The 15,667-nt window shown below is 60.6% G+C and carries 18 protein-coding genes; 5 read left to right on the forward strand and 13 right to left on the reverse strand.

The annotated features are described in order from the left end of the window. Positions 1-121 precede the first annotated feature (121 nt). Complete coding sequence (locus BLX42_RS17920; RefSeq protein ID WP_039602828.1) at positions 122-592, forward strand: hypothetical protein; 471 nt, start codon at positions 122-124, stop codon at positions 590-592. Next, positions 589-801, forward strand: coding sequence for a hypothetical protein (locus BLX42_RS17925; protein ID WP_161872296.1), 213 nt, complete (start codon positions 589-591; stop codon positions 799-801). The genes BLX42_RS17920 and BLX42_RS17925 overlap by 4 nt, the downstream gene beginning before the upstream one ends. A 12-nt stretch (positions 802-813) precedes the next feature. Here the strand turns inward: BLX42_RS17925 and BLX42_RS17930 are convergent, their stop codons facing one another. The 7 genes from BLX42_RS17930 to BLX42_RS17960 form a co-directional block, all read right to left on the reverse strand. Next, positions 814-1,179: a Na+/H+ antiporter subunit G gene (locus BLX42_RS17930; RefSeq protein ID WP_046785197.1), complete on the reverse strand. Its 366-nt coding sequence runs from the start codon at positions 1,177-1,179 to the stop codon at positions 814-816. Then, on the reverse strand, positions 1,176-1,454 hold the full coding sequence (locus tag BLX42_RS17935; protein WP_012315284.1) for a K+/H+ antiporter subunit F: 279 nt from the start codon (positions 1,452-1,454) through the stop codon (positions 1,176-1,178). The genes BLX42_RS17930 and BLX42_RS17935 overlap by 4 nt, the downstream gene beginning before the upstream one ends. Continuing rightward, positions 1,451-1,939 (reverse strand): Na+/H+ antiporter subunit E, encoded by a 489-nt coding sequence (locus BLX42_RS17940; protein WP_046785196.1) that lies wholly within the window; start codon positions 1,937-1,939, stop codon positions 1,451-1,453. The genes BLX42_RS17935 and BLX42_RS17940 overlap by 4 nt, the downstream gene beginning before the upstream one ends. Further along, the gene (locus BLX42_RS17945; RefSeq protein ID WP_161872297.1) at positions 1,936-3,615 is read right to left on the reverse strand and encodes a monovalent cation/H+ antiporter subunit D; all 1,680 of its coding nucleotides are present in this window, start codon (positions 3,613-3,615) and stop codon (positions 1,936-1,938) included. Before BLX42_RS17945 ends, BLX42_RS17940 begins: the two co-directional genes overlap by 4 nt. Continuing rightward, positions 3,612-3,956: a Na+/H+ antiporter subunit C gene (locus BLX42_RS17950; protein WP_012315281.1), complete on the reverse strand. Its 345-nt coding sequence runs from the start codon at positions 3,954-3,956 to the stop codon at positions 3,612-3,614. The genes BLX42_RS17945 and BLX42_RS17950 overlap by 4 nt, the downstream gene beginning before the upstream one ends. Then, positions 3,956-6,871: a monovalent cation/H+ antiporter subunit A gene (locus tag BLX42_RS17955; protein WP_161872298.1), complete on the reverse strand. Its 2,916-nt coding sequence runs from the start codon at positions 6,869-6,871 to the stop codon at positions 3,956-3,958. Before BLX42_RS17955 ends, BLX42_RS17950 begins: the two co-directional genes overlap by 1 nt. 150 nt (positions 6,872-7,021) lie before the next feature. After that, a complete protein-coding gene (locus BLX42_RS17960; RefSeq protein WP_161872299.1) occupies positions 7,022-7,966 on the reverse strand; it encodes a DMT family transporter in 945 nt (314 codons plus the stop codon). Positions 7,967-8,049: 83 nt separating this feature from the next. Here BLX42_RS17960 and BLX42_RS17965 point away from each other — a divergent pair, with 83 nt between their 5' ends. Next, positions 8,050-8,613, forward strand: a complete 564-nt coding sequence (locus tag BLX42_RS17965) for a helix-turn-helix domain-containing protein (RefSeq protein ID WP_046785192.1) — start codon at positions 8,050-8,052, stop codon at positions 8,611-8,613. Between the two features lie 4 nt (positions 8,614-8,617). On the opposite strand, the gene BLX42_RS17970 is transcribed toward BLX42_RS17965, so the two are convergent. Beyond that, positions 8,618-9,166, reverse strand: a complete 549-nt coding sequence (locus BLX42_RS17970; protein WP_161872300.1) for a cysteine hydrolase family protein — start codon at positions 9,164-9,166, stop codon at positions 8,618-8,620. 67 nt (positions 9,167-9,233) lie between these two features. Beyond that, complete coding sequence (gene soxR / locus BLX42_RS17975) at positions 9,234-9,686, reverse strand: redox-sensitive transcriptional activator SoxR (protein WP_046785190.1); 453 nt, start codon at positions 9,684-9,686, stop codon at positions 9,234-9,236. Between the two features lie 86 nt (positions 9,687-9,772). Between soxR and BLX42_RS17980 the strand changes: the two genes are divergently transcribed. After that, a complete protein-coding gene (locus BLX42_RS17980; protein WP_115274323.1) occupies positions 9,773-10,153 on the forward strand; it encodes an antibiotic biosynthesis monooxygenase in 381 nt (126 codons plus the stop codon). Here the strand turns inward: BLX42_RS17980 and BLX42_RS17985 are convergent. Together BLX42_RS17985 and BLX42_RS17990 are read right to left on the reverse strand one after the other, a co-directional pair. Then, complete coding sequence (locus BLX42_RS17985) at positions 10,132-10,902, reverse strand: S9 family peptidase (protein WP_046785188.1); 771 nt, start codon at positions 10,900-10,902, stop codon at positions 10,132-10,134. The two genes, BLX42_RS17980 and BLX42_RS17985, sit on opposite strands and share 22 nt — an antisense overlap. Further along, positions 10,886-12,004, reverse strand: a complete 1,119-nt coding sequence (locus BLX42_RS17990) for a DUF3182 family protein (protein WP_161872301.1) — start codon at positions 12,002-12,004, stop codon at positions 10,886-10,888. Before BLX42_RS17990 ends, BLX42_RS17985 begins: the two co-directional genes overlap by 17 nt. Positions 12,005-12,220: 216 nt before the next feature. Between BLX42_RS17990 and BLX42_RS17995 the strand changes: the two genes are divergently transcribed. Further along, a complete protein-coding gene (locus tag BLX42_RS17995; RefSeq protein WP_161872302.1) occupies positions 12,221-14,029 on the forward strand; it encodes an aminopeptidase P family protein in 1,809 nt (602 codons plus the stop codon). 56 nt (positions 14,030-14,085) lie between these two features. On the opposite strand, the gene BLX42_RS18000 is transcribed toward BLX42_RS17995, so the two are convergent. Together BLX42_RS18000 and rhtA are read right to left on the reverse strand one after the other, a co-directional pair. Next, a complete protein-coding gene (locus BLX42_RS18000) occupies positions 14,086-14,367 on the reverse strand; it encodes a hypothetical protein (protein ID WP_039602547.1) in 282 nt (93 codons plus the stop codon). Positions 14,368-14,557: 190 nt separating this feature from the next. Continuing rightward, positions 14,558-15,445 carry a threonine/homoserine exporter RhtA gene (rhtA, locus tag BLX42_RS18005; RefSeq protein WP_046785186.1) on the reverse strand — a complete coding sequence of 296 codons (888 nt, stop codon included), beginning with the start codon at positions 15,443-15,445 and terminating at the stop codon, positions 14,558-14,560. Positions 15,446-15,667 lie beyond the last annotated feature (222 nt).

Consider the following 15,667-nt stretch of genomic DNA (forward strand, 5'->3'; position numbering starts at 1 on the left):
AGCCAGAAGGCACAGACGTTATGCACATCGCTTCATTACTCTTTTCGCCTATCGAAATGAAAGGGCCGTGCCTCACCGGTGATGAGTGGGGGCGGATGTTACCGATTTGAGGATTACTTCATTGGCAGTCAGTACTCTGGATACCCACGCTTTGTTCGCCCTTGGCGATTTGCGCGGTAAGTTGGCCAAGCTGTTTCAGGGCCGCTTCGTTTATGTCACCGAGCAGAACCCCGAAGGCCTCTATATGGCCGAAATCGACACCGAGAGTGCGTTGGTGGTCGATGACAAGCAACGTTTGGAATTGAAGGTGGGTGACCACTTTCGCGCTGCCGTATTGCCCAGTCGTGAAGGCGGCAAGTTGGAAATGCGCTTTCGTGAGATCAAACTGAACGTCTACGGCGTGGGGGACTATGCCTTTGTCTCGGTGCCGGAGGGTGAAGGTATCGTGTTCCGTGAAGGCCAAGGCGTAATGCTGGTGTTCGCGGCTCAACAGCAAGTCCAAGAGGGCCTTGGCAAGCTGCTCAAAGCCGTGACCGGTAAGGTCGCAAAATGGCGCAAGGGCGAGTTGACCACGTTCAAGGCGAGTGAATGAACGAGGAGCAGGAGGCGGATGGCAGCCGTGCCGCGTTCCATCGACAACATAAGGCCATGGCCGTGGCTCAGGCAGAACGTTTGCTGGCGCGGCGCGATGAGATGCAGGCCGCCTGGTTGACTTGGGTGGCGGCCCAGCTCTATCAATCAGGCCCGCCTCCCTACGTCGCCATGGTGCGCCGGGAGTTGCAGCGGATCACCCAGGAATGAGCGTGCCGCACATCAATTGCCCCCCGCTTGGCCGCTACTGACTTCTTCGGGTACCGCTTCCCCGGACATGCGTTTGCGAAACAGTGCCGCCCTGGCCAATAGTAGCGTAGTGACCGGTAATGTGATCGACAGTAGAACTGGGATCAACCAAGCGTGCAGTACAGGGCCTTGCTTGAGCCATGAGAAGTAGATGATCGAGGCCAAGGCAACGCACCAGGCCCCGATGGTCGAGGCCAGCGCTGGTGGGTGCATGCGCTGGAAATAATCCTTGAGGCGCAGCAGGCCAATGGCCCCGATCAACGCGAACAGGCTGCCGAGCAGCAGCAGGGCAGCGGTAACTAGCTCGAGCCAGAGCGGTAGTTCAAGAACTTCGGTCATTCTATTACCTCACCACGCAGCAAGAACTTGGCCAGGGCAAACGAGCCGACAAAGCCGAAAAGCGCAATCAGCAGAGCACCTTCAAAGTAGGTATCGCTGGCATAGCGGATTCCCAGTACCAGCATCATGAGCATGGCCAGGATGTACAGGTAGTCCAGTGCCAGTACCCGGTCCTGGGCGGAGGGGCCGCGAAACAACCGGATCAGCGTCAGGCCCATGGCCAAGGCGAAGATGAACAAGCTGGCGAGCACTGCATAGGCTAGCAGGCCTGTCATTGGAAAATCTCCATCAGCGGTCGTTCATAGGTGTGTTTGAAGTGCTCGATAAAAGCGTTCTCATCCTTGAGGTCGAACACGTGCAGCAACAGGACGCTGCGGTCCAGGGCCAGTTCTGACCAGACGGTACCGGGCACTACGGTAGTGATCATCGATAGTGCCGCCAGGCCGTGGGCGTCGCGCAGGTCCAGCGGGATATGGACAAAGGCAGAGCGAGGCGGATGTTGCCCGGCGCGCAGCACGCGCAGGGCTACTTGCAGGTTGGACTGGATGACATCGATACCCACCCGGCCAATCAGGCTCGCTATCACCAGCGGCCTGCGCACATGGGCGTGCTGGGGGCGCAACGGTGCCATCAGCAGTGGCGCCAGAAAGCCAAGTGCTGCTGCGAGCAGCAGATTACCCGGGCTGACCGAGAGGTTCAGCAGCAACCACAGTATGAACAGTGCTACAGACAACAGCGGTGCGGGGAAAAGTCGGCTCATGGCTGCACCTGTGCGTCGAGCGTGGTCGGGCCAAGGATAGGCTGTACGGCCATTACGGCCCTGATGTAGGTGTCAGGGGTCTGCAGGCTGGCTGCAGTGTCCTGGGTGTAACGTAGCAGCGGCTCGGCTCTGAAGCTGAGCATGATGCACAGGCCCAGCAAAATGACGATCGGCAGGCATTCGTAGTGTCGCAGCGCGGGGGAGGGCCGCTCTTCAGGCTTCCAGAAGCGCTGGATGCCCACGCGGCCGAAAGCGATCAGCGAGGCCATGCCGGACAGGATGAGCAGGGCTACCAGCGCCCAGCCGGCTGCTGACAGTGGTTGCTCGGCCGGCACGCCCAACCCCAGTGGGTTGAACAGCGCACTGATCAAGCTGAGTTTGCCGACGAAGCCAGAGAGCGGTGGCATGCCGATGATCAGCAACGCACAGGCAATGAAGCTCAGGCCCAGGAACGCCATGGTCCAGGGAATGATCTGGCCTATGACTGCCTTCTGCTCATCGTCGAGGTTGATGCCTTTGGGTGGGTGCAACGACTCGAGTGGCGAGGGCATGCTGCCTTCTTCGTCCTCCAGTGGTGGCTCATTGGCCGAGCGAGAGCGCTCCACCAGCTCGGCGAGCAGGAACAGTGCACACAGTGCCAGGGTTGAATTGACCAGATAGAACAACGCTGCACCGGTCAGGGCTGGCTGAGCAAAGCCGATCGCGCCAAGCAGGGTGCCTGCCGAAACCAGTATGCTCAGTGCTGCCATGCGCTCCAGGCGTTGTGCGGCAAGTATCGACACGGCTGCGATGGCAAGCGTGACCAAGCCCCCATAGATCAGCCATTGCCCGCCGAAATGCGCTGATGCACCGGCTTGACCCGAGAACAACAGGGACCAGAGCCGTAACACAGCGTACAGGCCAACCTTGGTCATGATGGCGAACAATGCGGCTACGGGTGCGCTGGCCGAGGCATAGGCCGGAACCAGCCAGAAATTCAGCGGCCAGATGCCGGCCTTTGCCAGGAAGGCTATGGCCAGGATTGCCGCGCCCGCGTGCAGCAAGCCACGGTCGGCTTCGGGCACCAACGGTACTTTCAGCGCGAGGTCGGCCATGTTGAGGGTGCCGGTTACGCCGTAAAGCATCGCGGCGCCAATCAGAAACAGCGAAGAAGCGAACAGGTTGATGGCAATGTAGTGCAGGCCGGCCCGCACCCGCGCTCGCCCCGATCCGTGCAGCAGCAGGCCATAAGAGGCCGCTAGCAGCACTTCGAAAAAGACGAACAGGTTGAACAGGTCGGCTGTCAGGAAGGCACCATACAGGCCCATCAGCTGGATCTGGAACAGTGCGTGGAAGCTGGCGCCGGCGCTGTCCCAGCGGGCGCGAGCGAACAGCAGGGCGCTGATGCCGATGACCCCGGTCAAAGTCAGCAGTAGCGCCGACAGGTGATCAACCACCAGTACGATGCCGAAAGGCGCGGGCCAGTTGCCCGGCAGGTACACACCGATCGATTCCGCCTGGCCCTGGACGCGCACCCACAGCAGCAGGCTGACGGCGATGACCAGGCCGCTGAAGGTGGACAGCAGGTTGAGGCGCGCCTTGAGCAGGCGGTGCTTCTCGCCCAGTATCAGCATCACTGCTGCGGTCAGCAACGGCAGCAGGATGGGGGCGATGATCAGTCGGCTCATCTCACTCATTCATCACGCTCCCGGCCATCCACGTGGTCGGTGCCGGTCAGGCCGCGAGATGCCAGCAGCACCACCAGAAACAGGGCGGTCATGGCAAAGCTGATGACGATGGCCGTCAGAACCAGCGCCTGGGGCAGTGGGTCGGTGTAATGCAGCAGGTCCTGTGTCACGCCTTCCTTGATGATCGGCTCCTTGCCGATGAACAGGCTGCCCATACTGAAGATGAACAGGTTGACGCCATACGACAGCAGGCACAGGCCCATGATCACCTGATAGGTCCGTGGGCGCAGGATAAGCCACACGCCCGATGCGGCCAGTACGCCGATGGCGACTGCAATGACTTCTTCCATCAGGCGGCTCCTGCTTGGCTGGGTTTGGACGGATTACCCGGGCGGTAGGCTCGCACCGACTGGTGTGCCAGGGCTGTGAGGATCAGCAGGGTCGAGCCGACCACAACGGTGTACACGCCCACGTCGAAGAACAGCGCGCTGGCCACATGCACATCGCCCAGCACTGGCAGGTGCAGGTGGGCGGTATGCGTGGTCAGGAACGGGTAGCCCAGCAGCATGGCGCCGACCCCGGTCAGGGTTGCGCACAATAGCCCGGTGCCCATCCAGCGCAGTGGGCGCAGGCTCATCTGGGCTTCGACCCATTGGGTACCTGCGACCATGTACTGGAGGATGAATGCCACCGACATCACCAGGCCTGCGACAAAGCCACCGCCAGGCTGGTTGTGGCCCCGCATGAACAGGTACATCGAGATCAGCAGGGCGATCGGCAGCAGCAGTCGTACCAGCACCGCAGGCACCATCATGAAGCCCAAGGCTGTGTCGGTGGCATGGCGCGGGTTGATCAGGTCGGTGACCACGTCAGGTGCAAGCTGGCGCTGCTGAGCTGGCAGCTGCATGCTCTCCTTGGGTGGGCGGAAGCGGCGCAGCAGGGCGAATACGGTCAGGGCGACGGCCACCAGCACGGTGATCTCGCCCAGGGTGTCGAAGCCGCGGAAGTCAACCAGCATCACGTTGACCACGTTGGTACCGCCACCTTGTGGTAAGGCTCGGCTCAGGTAGAACGAGGAAATGTCGTTCGGCGTTGGTCGTGTCAGCATGGCGTAGGACAGCAGCGCCATGCCGCCGCCGACCAGGATTGCCAGCAGCAGGTCGCGCACGCGCCGCATGCGGGCACGGTCGAGGCTGCCGGGCAGCGGCGAGACGCCCTCGATACGCCGCGGCAGCCAGCGCAGGCCGAGCAGGATCAGAACCGTCGTGACAACCTCGACGACCAGTTGAGTCAGGGCCAGGTCAGGTGCTGAGAACCAGACGAAAGTGATGCAGGTCATCAGGCCGCAGACGCCAACCATGATCAAGGCGGCCAAGCGGTGATACTTGGCTTGGTAGGCGGCGCCAATGGCGCAGGCGATAGCGATCAGCCAAAGGGCGACGAACACGCCTGAGCCCGGTATTTTAGGGCGGTCACCCCAGCTCAGGCCGCTGTACAGCATTGGTGTGAGCCCCGCGAGGAAGGCGGCAAGCACCAGCATGAACAGTTGTGCCTGCAGGCGGCGAGTGGTCAGCAGCCCCTCGATGCGCCGGGCCAGTAACATCAGGTGCACCTGGCCGTGCTCGAACAGGCGCTTGCCATTGAAGCGCTCGATCAGGGGTGGATACGGGAAGCGGCCTCGGCGCAACTGGTTGCGCAGCAGCAGATAGAGCACGATACCGCCGCTCATGGCCACCAGGCTCATGATCAGCGGGGCATTCCAGCCGTGCCAGATGGCCAGGCTGTACTCCGGCAGAGTACCACCCACCACTGGAAGGGCTGCAGCGGCGAGCAACGGGCCGACCGACTGGGCAGGGAAAATGCCCACCACCAGACAGGTGAGCACCAGCAGTTCGACTGGCGCGCGCATCCAGCGTGGTGGTTCGTGAGGTGTGTGAGGCAGGTCTTGGGCGGCAGGGCCAAAGAACACGTCAACGGTGAAGCGCAAAGCGTAGGCAACGCTGAAAGTGCCGGCTAAGGTAGCTATTACCGGCAGCGCGGCCTCGACCCAAGCGGTGGAGCTGATGAACACGGTTTCGGCGAAGAACATTTCCTTGGACAGGAAACCGTTCATCAATGGCACGCCGGCCATCGAGGCGCTCGCCACCATCGCCAGGGTCGCGGTGTAGGGCACCAGACGGATCAGCCCGCTGAGGCGGCGGATGTCACGGGTGCCGCTTTCGTGGTCGATGATGCCGGCGGCCATGAACAGCGAAGCTTTGAAAGTGGCATGGTTGAGTATGTGAAACACGGCGGCCACTGCGGCGAGTGGGCTGTTCAAACCCAATAGAAGCGTGATCAGCCCAAGGTGGCTGATGGTCGAGTAAGCCAGCAGGCCCTTGAGATCATTCTGGAACATCGCTGCGAAGGCCCCCAGCAGCAGGGTTATGGCCCCCGCGCCACCGACGATCCAGAACCACTCCTCGCTGCCCGAAAGCACCGGCCACAACCGGGCCAGTAAAAACACCCCGGCCTTCACCATGGTTGCCGAGTGCAGATAAGCTGAAACCGGGGTCGGTGCTGCCATGGCATGAGGTAGCCAGAACTGGAAGGGGAACTGCGCGCTCTTGCTCAATGCTCCGACCAGGATCAGGGGCAGCAGCACTGGATACAGCGCGTGCTGGCGAATGGTCTCGCCGGCAGCCAGCACTTTGTCCAGGTCATAGCTGCCCACCACATGGCCGAGCAATACCGCGCCGACCAACAGGCACAGGCCGCCGGCGCCGGTAACCATCAACGCCATGTAGGCGCCGCGTCGGGCGTCGGCGCGGTGGTGCCAGTAGCCGATCAGCAGGAACGAGAACAGGCTGGTCAGCTCCCAGAAGAACACCAGCTGGATCAGGTTGCCCGAGATCACCAGGCCGAGCATGGCGCCCATGAACGCCAGAAAGAAGGCAAAGAAGCGTGGTACCGGGTCCTGTGGCGACATGTAGTAGCGCGCGTACAGCGACACCAGGGTGCCTATGCCCAGTACCAGCAGCGAGAACAGCCAGGCGAAGCCGTCCATGCGCAGGACCAGGTTGAGGCCCAGGCTGGGCAGCCAGAGGAACTCCTCGCGGATGACACCGCCGTGGGCAACCTGTGGGTACAGCAGTGCTACCTGGACGGTGCCGACCAGGGCCACGAGCCCAGCCAGGATGGACTCGGCGTTACGTGCGTTGTGCGGCAGCACAGCTGCCAGGCAACTGCCCAAGAACGGCAGAAGCAGTAGCACTATCAAGGACATAGCGTTCTATTCTGGAAAGGTTTGCCAAGGATCATACGTGCCGTGCAGTTGATCACCAACACGCAAGCTGTCGCAGAATCATACAAACAGGGTGTGACAAGCTGTTTTTTTATAACAGTTTTTTACAGAGCATAGCTGCTGTTCACTGCTTTACAGCCCGCCTTCGCGTTCGCCCTCTACCTCGAGCTCTTCGCTTTCATTGCGCAGGCGTCGAACTTTAAGTTCGCTGACCACCACCGCGATGACGATCATCAGGCCGCCTATGAGCGCCACACCGGGCAGACGCTCGCCTGCGATGCGGCCGACGATTCCAGCCCACACCGGCTCGCCGGCGTAGATGAGTGTGGCGCGGGTTGGCGATACCGATTTCTGCGCCCAGTTCATCGCCACCTGGATCACTGCGCTCATGGCACCCAAGCCCAATGCACTTAGCAACAATAGCCAGGAGAAGTCGGGGATGCGCTCCTGAGTCGGTACGATCATCAGGAACGACAGCAGCGAGGCGGTGGCCAGTTGCACTACGGTGACGCGGCGCACATCGACCTGCCCGGCATACCGGCTGATCAGAATGATCTCGGCGGCAATGGCCACGGCGCTTACCAGGGTCACGATTTCGCCTTCGCTGAAACGCAGGGTACCGCCCTCGGGGCCAGCGAGCAGCATCAGGCCGAGGAACGCCAGGCAGATTCCCAGGCTTGGCATCAGCCCTGGCCGACGGCCAAGCACCAGCCACTGCAACAGCGGTACGAAGGGCACATACAGTGCAGTAATAAAGGCCGACTGGCTGCTGCTGATGGTTTGCAGGCCCATGGTTTGCAAACCATAACCGAGCATGATGGTCGCACCAATCAGCGCGCCGGCCTTCAATTCGGTGAATGTCAGCCCGGGCAGCGCGCGTATCGAGACCAGGCCGACGAACAAGGCGGCTGCAGCAAACCTCAGGCCGACGAAGAACATCGGGCCACTCACGGTCATGACGTTGTGCACCAGCAGGAAGGTGCCGCCCCACAGCATGGTGATGAACACCAGTACCACCTCGGCCTTGCTCAGGCGCAAGGATACGGTGGTCTGCTGGCGGTTGATCGGTTGGCTCATGGTCTTGCTTACTCGGAAGTGGCAGCGCACAATCGCCGCAAAGTGGGCAGTATACTGCGCAACCTTTAAAAGTGAGCAATATAGTGCACAAAGATTCCGCGCACCGTGCTTCGGTGCTCCAGCATGTGAGCCTCAACGTTCGTGGTCTGCGCAATGCAGTGGGGATGAGCCAGAGTGCCTTGGCCGAGCGCTCAGGTGTCAGCCGGCGCATGCTGGTGGCGATCGAGGCTGGTGAGAAGAACGTCAGCCTGACAACGCTCGACCTTATAGCTGAAGCGTTGGGGGTTGCCTTCAGCCGGCTGATCCAGGCGCCCGACCAGCGCGATACCAGCCGCATCGACGAACTGGCCTGGGCCGGTGAGCATCCCCAGAGCAAGGCGGTGCTGCTGGCCAGCAGCACCGCTCGGCGAGAGGTGGAGATCTGGGAGTGGACCCTGGCGCCGGGTGAGTGTTACACCAGTGAAGCCGATGCCGAGGGCTGGAGCGAGCAGATCTATGTGGCTGAAGGGCAACTGACGCTGATCATCGAGCAGATCGAGCACTGCCTGCACGTCGGTCAGTTCCATGTATTTCCCAGTAACTGCCGCTATGCCTACCGCAACGATGGTGCCGTGCCGACGCGCTTCGTACGCAACGTGGTAATTTGAACGGTCAGTTTTTCAGAAGCTCATCGGTCTTCACCACTTTGGCGTACGCAAAAGCGAGTGCAGCCATCACCGAATCGTGCACCTGGGCTGCCGGTATTTGCTTGCCATTGAACTCAAGAGGCAGGGTGGCGCAGGCATCGTGCGCCACCGTGACATCGTAGCCAAAGTCAGTTGCTGCTCGCGTGGCGGCATCGACGCACATGTGGCTCATGCTGCCGACTATGGTGAGTGTTTTTACACCTTGGTCATCGAGCGTGCGCTTGAGATCGGTATCAAGAAATGCATTCACCTTGTGCTTGAGCACGACGGGCTCGTCTTCCAGCGGCTGGACTTTTGCGTGAATCGCAGCGCCTTGGGTGTCGGGAGTGAAGAACGGCGCGTCTTCGCTTTCGAACTCATGCCGCACATGCACCACAAGGTCGCCTCGCTGGCGTGCCGCGGCCAGCAGCTTTGCCGCATTGTCGGCCGCCGGGTTGGCGCCTTCCAGGGGCCACTTGCCTCCGGGGAAATAGTCGTTCTGGATGTCGATGATGATCAGCGCCTGCTTGCTCATGTTGCCTCCTGGGTCAGTAGCATCGGGTGCCATTAGTTATAGGCGGTGCGCGGGATGAATGCGTAGTTCAGGGCAGATGCGGCCCGGGCCCCTCGCCGGCGAGGTGATCCTGGCGGTTGCGAAGCGGGCAGTCCTTCAGCGACATGCAACCGCAGCCGATGCAGCCGTCAAGTTGATCGCGCAACAGGATCATTTCGCCAATGCGCCGATCGAGGTCTTCGCGCCAGCCTTCGGACAATCGTCGCCAGTCCTCGGCGGTAGGAATGTGATCATTTGGTAGCGTCGCCAGGGCCCTGGCGATGTTGGCCAGCGGGATGCCCAAGCGCTGAGCCATCTTGATCACCGCCACGCGGCGCAGCATCGCCCGTGGGTAACGGCGCTGGTTGCCGGCGTTGCGGGAACTCTGGATCAGGCCTTTGGTTTCATAAAAGTGCAGAGCGGTTACCGCCACACCGCTGCGCGCGGCCAGTTGGCCGACACTGAGCAGCTTTTCGTGGGTGGTCGGCGTATGTCTGGGCATGCGAAAAAGCTCTTGACCTTGAGTTAACTGGAGGTTTTACCCTGCCGATCATCGCGCTGCAAGCGTCCGGAGCAAGGAGACTGCCCATGTTGGCCATGCCGCAACCGCTGTGGTTCACCCAGATGATCGAATATGAAGTGCCTGCCACCCGCCAGGAGGCACTTGCCCACGCATTGGTAATTCGCGCTGAGGAGCTGGCCTCGCGTTTTGAGGGACTGCAAGAAGTCAGCATCCAGGCCAGCGATGACGGTAGCCGCGTATTGCAGTGTCTACAGTGGCAATCACGACAGGCTTGGGTAGCGGCAACTGCGTCTTTTGTCGAAGAGCCCTTCCTCGAAATCGTGCGTCGACATCAGGCGCGCAGCGTCAACTTTGCCGCTTATCAGGCGTTACGAAGCCTGGCGCGGGGTGTCGACGGTGGCCTGCACTGCCAGGTCGGCGCGCCTCAGGCATACCAAGGGGCATAGTGGGGATAGCGGTCCAGGCGCGCGCCTATCACCATCTCGCTGATCCACGATGCGAGGATCGAACTGTAGGCTTTCTGGCTTTGCTCGCTCGATAGTGCGTGGTCGGCGCCGTCGACGATGCGGTGGGTAAGCGAGTGGGCGCTGACGAAAGCCGAACGGTAGCTCATCAGCGTGGTGTGCGGCACATAGTCGTCCTGTTCCGACTCGACCAGCAGCACATCGCCAGCGAACTCCGCGCAGGCAGCCAGGGCGCGATTGTCACCTGGGCCAAGCAGGCGCTGGCGGTAGGCTTTCAGGCGCTGACGGTCCAGGGTCTGTTTGGGCTTGTCCCATTCGTCGTCCCAGTACATCGCAGGTACGCGCAGAGCCAGCCACTTCACTGGGCGGTGCAGGGTCAGCAAGGTGGCTAGGTAGCCGCCATAGCTGCTGCCGATGATGGCGATGGCACTACTGTCCACCGCGGGGTGGCTGACCAGGCGGTCATAAGCAGCCAGCAAATCTTTGAGGTTCTGCTCGCGTGTAACCGTAAGGCGCTGGCTTTCGGTTTTTTCGTGGCCCCGCAGGTCAAAGGTCATGCATACGCAACCGAGCCCTGTGATATGCCGGGCCCGTGCAAGGTCGCGTTGCTGGCTACCGCCCCAGCCATGTACGAAAAGGATCCCGGGCATCTTGCTTCCGGGGCTGACCAAGGTACCGGCGATGCTGTCGTCGTCGACCTGCAATTCGACGGTTTCACTCTGAATGGCCATACTCGCGAATCCGCGCGTACTTGCAGAATTGTCCGAGTTCACTGTCGTTTCCTTGATAGAAGAGGGTGGCGTCAGTGGGAAGGTTGGGTGTGCCGAATATTTCATGGGTGGAGGCTCGCACCCGTTGCAGTGCCGGGTCATCGGCAAAGGCCTGCAGGGCCAGCAGCTCAGCGCTGCTGGCGCCACCCAAACGCCAGGATTGTTCAAGTACGCCACTGCGCAGGTGGCCCTCAGGGTTTTTGCCGCGGGCGATGTCGTAGTTGCGCCGGGAGGCGATGAAGCCTGGGAAGTGCTGCTCGGCTGCATGCTCATAGGTCAGGGCCTGGTTGATGGCAAGGCGCAGGTGGTCCTCCAGTGGCAGTTGCAACAAGGCCTGGTAGTCGCCGCGCACCACCAGCAGGTCGGAGCCTCCGTATACCTCGGTACCTTGGTGGTCCTGGGTCAACTGCTGGGTGCCGAGGTAGCTGCAGGTCAGGCCGGCGACACGCACTTGGCCAACGCTGAAGGTTTCCACTTCACTGAGGTCCTCCTCCAGCACCAACCCCCACAAGGCCAGGCCCTGATCATCAATGTTGGCCAACAATGGTTCCAGTTCATCCAGTTGAACGATCACCTGTTGCCCACGTCCCGCGCATGCCAGCACCGGCTTGAGCCGTACTGAGCCATCGCGCAGCAGTAACTGCGCGGCCCGCCGGGCATCGGCTTTGCTGAATACGGTGTAACCGCACAGCAGGGCATCGCTGGCCTGGCGGGCGAAGTCGTCAGTCCAGCCTGGGGGGAAGGTGGCATTGGCAGGCAGCGGGTGGGAGATCGCTTTGGTTGCCATATAAGGATGACTGACCAAGCCCCCGAACAGGTCATGTTCCGTTCGGATACCGAGGTGGGCATAACGTTGCGGGTCGATGAGGGTTTCAGTGGGTAGGTAGTAATAGTGGTCGGCGGCTTTGGGTGGCAGATCAGGGGTTGCTCGCGCGCACCCTAGAAGCTCGGCCAGGCCATCAGCCAGCTTCAGGTGCACTGCGTGTTCGTGCTCAGGGGTGTGATCGCGAGCATCGAGGAGGACGACCCCCGCTTTTGATTCGCAGGTGCTGGGCATGGGCATCAGCCTGTCTGCAATGAATGTACTGATTGTGAAGCCCATGGTTTGGGGAAGTTCAGGTGGAAGCGATCGATGGTTCGTAGTGGCAGGAACCGCTGTTCCTTTGCACGCGCAACGATGGCTTGCAGGCCGCGAGTCAGTCGTCGCGATTGCAGGGTGAGGTTGGCTGTTCCATTATCGTGCATCTGGATCAACCAAGATGTTACCGCAGGAGTGCGAATGAACGTTCATACCACCCGTGAGCAGAGGGTTCCCGAGCGCCTGATGCGTGTGCGCGAGGTAATGGCCAGGGAGGGGGTCGATGCCCTGCTGGTGCCCTCAGCCGACCCTCATCTTTCTGAGTACCTGCCGGGCTACTGGCAGGGGCGGCGGTGGCTGTCGGGCTTCGATGGCTCGGTGGGTACGTTGGTGGTCACTGCAAATTTTGCAGGGGTGTGGGCCGATAGCCGTTACTGGGAGCAAGCTATCAAGGAGTTGGCGGGTAGCGGCATCGAACTCATGAAGCTGCAGCCGGGTAAGCCGGGTGCGCTGGAATGGCTGGGCGACAATGTCCCGGCCAAAGGAACAGTGGCCGTGGATGGGGCGGTCATGGCGCTGGCGTCTGCGCGCCAGCTCGAGGAGCGCCTCAGGGGGCGCGGCATTCGCTTGGTAACCAGCCAGGATTTGCTTGCCGAGATTTGGGAAGAGCGCCCTGCGCTGCCGAGTAACCCTGTGTATCAGCACCTGCCGCCTCACGCCACAGTCAGTCGGTCGGAAAAGCTTGCCCAGTTGCGCCGCACCATGGAAGAGAAGGGCGCAGACTGGCACTTCATCGCGACCCTGGATGACATCGCCTGGCTGTTCAATTTGCGCGGTAGTGATGTCTCCTACAACCCGGTATTCGTTTCCTTTGCGTTGATCAGCCAGCAGCGCGCCGCTTTATTCGTTGGCGCTGGAAAGCTTGACGCGCATTTGCGCCATGTACTGGAAGCCGATGGTATCGAGGTGCGTGATTATTCGGAGATCGGCGAAGCGCTGTCACAGGTACCTGCCGGCGGCCGGCTTTTGGTCGATCCTGCGCGCGTGACCTGTGGCCTGCTCAAGAACCTAGGCCCCCAGGTTTCGCTGATTGAAGGGCCGAACCCGACCACGTTGAGCAAATCACGCAAGGGTGAAGATGAGCTGGTCCATATACGCCACACCATGGAGCAGGATGGCGCAGCTCTGTGTGAGTTCTTCGCCTGGTTTGAGGCGAGTCAAGGTAAGGAATCCATCACCGAACTGACCATCGATGAACAACTGAGTGCTGCGCGTGCACGGCGCCCCGGCTTCGTCTCGCTGAGTTTCTCGACCATTGCAGCTTTCAATGCCAATGGTGCAATGCCCCATTACCGTGCCACCGAGCAATCTCACGCGGTCATTGAAGGCAATGGCTTGCTGCTTATCGACTCGGGAGGGCAGTATCTGGGCGGAACCACCGACATCACGCGGATGGTTCCGGTGGGCACTCCGACGTTTGAGCAGAAGCAGGATTGCACTCGGGTGCTCAAGGGTATGATCGCTCTGTCACGCGCCACATTCCCGCGCGGTATTCTTTCGCCCTTGCTCGATGCCATCGCGAGGGCGCCGATTTGGGCGGATCAGGTCGACTATGGCCATGGTACCGGGCACGGTGTCGGCTATTTCATGAATGTGCATGAAGGGCCGCAGGTCATTGCCTATCAGGCTGCTACCGCGCCGCAGACCGCTATGCAGGAAGGGATGATCAGCTCCATCGAGCCAGGGACCTATCGCCCTGGCGCTTGGGGGGTGCGCATCGAGAACCTGGTGGTCAACCGTGCATCGGGCAAAAGTGAGTTCGGTGATTTCCTCGATTTCGAGACCCTGACGTTATGCCCTATCGATGCACGCTGCCTGCTCACCGAGTGCCTCACCAAGGATGAACTGGCGTGGCTCAACGGCTACCACGCGACGGTTCGCGAGCGCCTTGCTCCCCTGCTGTCAGGCGACGCATCGGCTTGGCTTGAAGCTCGCACAGCAGCATTGTGAGCAGCCGCGGTGGGCAGTAGATAAAAGAAGGGCAGCTCACGAGCTGCCCTTTCTGTTTACTTGCAGATGACGATCATGCTGCGGCTGGTATACCCGGCTGGGTTGATGCCGAAGAGGTAATCACCCGGCTCTTCGTCGGTGTCTCCAGAACGGGCGATGACCTTGTAACCGCGTGTGCTGCAGGCCGTGGCGGCCTTGCTGTAGCACTTGTCCCAGGATGAGGAGAGGCCGGAGCAGTTGATGTGCAGGCCCTTCTTCCCTTTTTTGACCTCAGTCTTGGCCGTTGCGGCACATCCGGCAATGGCCAAGACGGCCAGGATGAGCAAAATACGTTTCATTCCTGTCCTTAAATGCAGGGTTGATCAGTTGTCTGACCCTGTCGTTATCGCTTCGGTTCTTCCTGAATAGCCTTTGACATCCGTGTGCATGCAAGTAGATAGCGTAAAGATTATGGTTTTGTGACAGCTTAATCAGCAGGACTGCGCGCTACAATGGCCAATTCCGGGTCAAATGAAAATATTTCTCAAATCAGTCGGCTGCAACAGGGGGCTTCGCGTCGCGGCGCATGGACAGCGTGGCACCCACTGATGCGGCAATGATGGCGAGAATGGCCAGCCACTGGGTTACGCTCAGCAACTCGCCCAGGAACAATAAACCGGAAAGGGCACCAATGGCCGGTTCTATGCTCATCAGAGTGCCGAATGTGCGGGCTGGCATGCGGGTCAGGGCGACCATTTCCAGGCTATAGGGCAGGGCGGTCGAGAGTATTGCGACCCCTAGGGCCAGTGGTATGAGCGCAGGTGTCAACAGTGCGGTGCCGGCATGAACGATACCGATCGGCGCAACAAATATCGCCGCGACCACTACACCCAGTGCTGCGCTCTGAATCCCGTGTTCTGCTCCGGCGCGTTGGCCAAAGAGGATATAAAGGGCCCAGCACACGCCGGCACCCAGTGCATAGGCGGCGCCCGTGAGGTCGAGGGGCTGGCCGCCATGGCCGACCGGGATCAGCAGCAGCAGGCCGCTGACTGCCAGTGCAATCCACAGGAAGTCAATGGCGCGCCGCGACGCGAAAAGCGCTACGGCCAATGGGCCGGTGAACTCGAGGGCTACGGCGATGCCCAGTGGTGTTGTCTGCAGTGCCATATAAAAGAGGAAATTCATCCCGCCCAGGGCCATGCCGTAGATGATCACATTGCGCAGCGTCTTGGTGGTCATCCGTACGCGCCAGGGGCGCAGAATTAGAAGCATGATGATGCTGGCGAAGATCAGGCGCAGGGTTGTGGTGCCTTGTGCGCCGATGATCGGGAACATGCTTTTGGCCAGGGAGGCACCGGACTGTATCGATGCCATGGCGATAAGCAGCAGGCCTATAGGAAACAGCATGGTGGCCAAGCTGCGGGGCTGGGTGTTCATTTGTGCGCGGCAATCCTTTTAATGATGGGTGTGGGTGTGCAATATAGTGCGCAATTGCAAGGGTGAGGTGCAAGGTGCCCGCCAAAACACCTACTTGCATGTATGTTCAGTGATTTGAAATAAAGCCTTGACGCCCTCTTGAATCCCCTTATAATGCGCACCACTTCCAGCGTAGTCGGAACGAGAAACTCCTTGAAATTCAAAGAGTTGCTTAATCCAGGT

The organism is Pseudomonas sp. SG-MS2, assembly GCF_009933855.1.
Taxonomy (GTDB): Bacteria; Pseudomonadota; Gammaproteobacteria; order Pseudomonadales; family Pseudomonadaceae; genus Aquipseudomonas; species Aquipseudomonas putida_E.

Excerpts from the sequence above, each read along its gene's own strand:
- BLX42_RS17925 (WP_161872296.1), top strand. The coding sequence starts at position 589 with ATGAACGAGGAGCAGGAGGCGGATGGCAGCCGTGCCGCGTTCCATCGA.
- BLX42_RS17930 (WP_046785197.1), bottom strand. The coding sequence starts at position 1,179 with ATGACCGAAGTTCTTGAACTACCGCTCTGGCTCGAGCTAGTTACCGCT.
- BLX42_RS17935 (WP_012315284.1), bottom strand. The coding sequence starts at position 1,454 with ATGACAGGCCTGCTAGCCTATGCAGTGCTCGCCAGCTTGTTCATCTTC.
- BLX42_RS17940 (WP_046785196.1), bottom strand. The coding sequence starts at position 1,939 with ATGAGCCGACTTTTCCCCGCACCGCTGTTGTCTGTAGCACTGTTCATA.
- BLX42_RS17945 (WP_161872297.1), bottom strand. The coding sequence starts at position 3,615 with ATGAGTGAGATGAGCCGACTGATCATCGCCCCCATCCTGCTGCCGTTG.
- BLX42_RS17950 (WP_012315281.1), bottom strand. The coding sequence starts at position 3,956 with ATGGAAGAAGTCATTGCAGTCGCCATCGGCGTACTGGCCGCATCGGGC.
- BLX42_RS17955 (WP_161872298.1), bottom strand. The coding sequence starts at position 6,871 with ATGTCCTTGATAGTGCTACTGCTTCTGCCGTTCTTGGGCAGTTGCCTG.
- BLX42_RS17960 (WP_161872299.1), bottom strand. The coding sequence starts at position 7,966 with ATGAGCCAACCGATCAACCGCCAGCAGACCACCGTATCCTTGCGCCTG.
- BLX42_RS17970 (WP_161872300.1), bottom strand. The coding sequence starts at position 9,166 with ATGAGCAAGCAGGCGCTGATCATCATCGACATCCAGAACGACTATTTC.
- soxR (WP_046785190.1), bottom strand. The coding sequence starts at position 9,686 with ATGCCCAGACATACGCCGACCACCCACGAAAAGCTGCTCAGTGTCGGC.
- BLX42_RS17980 (WP_115274323.1), top strand. The coding sequence starts at position 9,773 with ATGTTGGCCATGCCGCAACCGCTGTGGTTCACCCAGATGATCGAATAT.
- BLX42_RS17985 (WP_046785188.1), bottom strand. The coding sequence starts at position 10,902 with ATGGCCATTCAGAGTGAAACCGTCGAATTGCAGGTCGACGACGACAGC.
- BLX42_RS17990 (WP_161872301.1), bottom strand. The coding sequence starts at position 12,004 with ATGCCCATGCCCAGCACCTGCGAATCAAAAGCGGGGGTCGTCCTCCTC.
- BLX42_RS17995 (WP_161872302.1), top strand. The coding sequence starts at position 12,221 with ATGAACGTTCATACCACCCGTGAGCAGAGGGTTCCCGAGCGCCTGATG.
- BLX42_RS18000 (WP_039602547.1), bottom strand. The coding sequence starts at position 14,367 with ATGAAACGTATTTTGCTCATCCTGGCCGTCTTGGCCATTGCCGGATGT.
- rhtA (WP_046785186.1), bottom strand. The coding sequence starts at position 15,445 with ATGAACACCCAGCCCCGCAGCTTGGCCACCATGCTGTTTCCTATAGGC.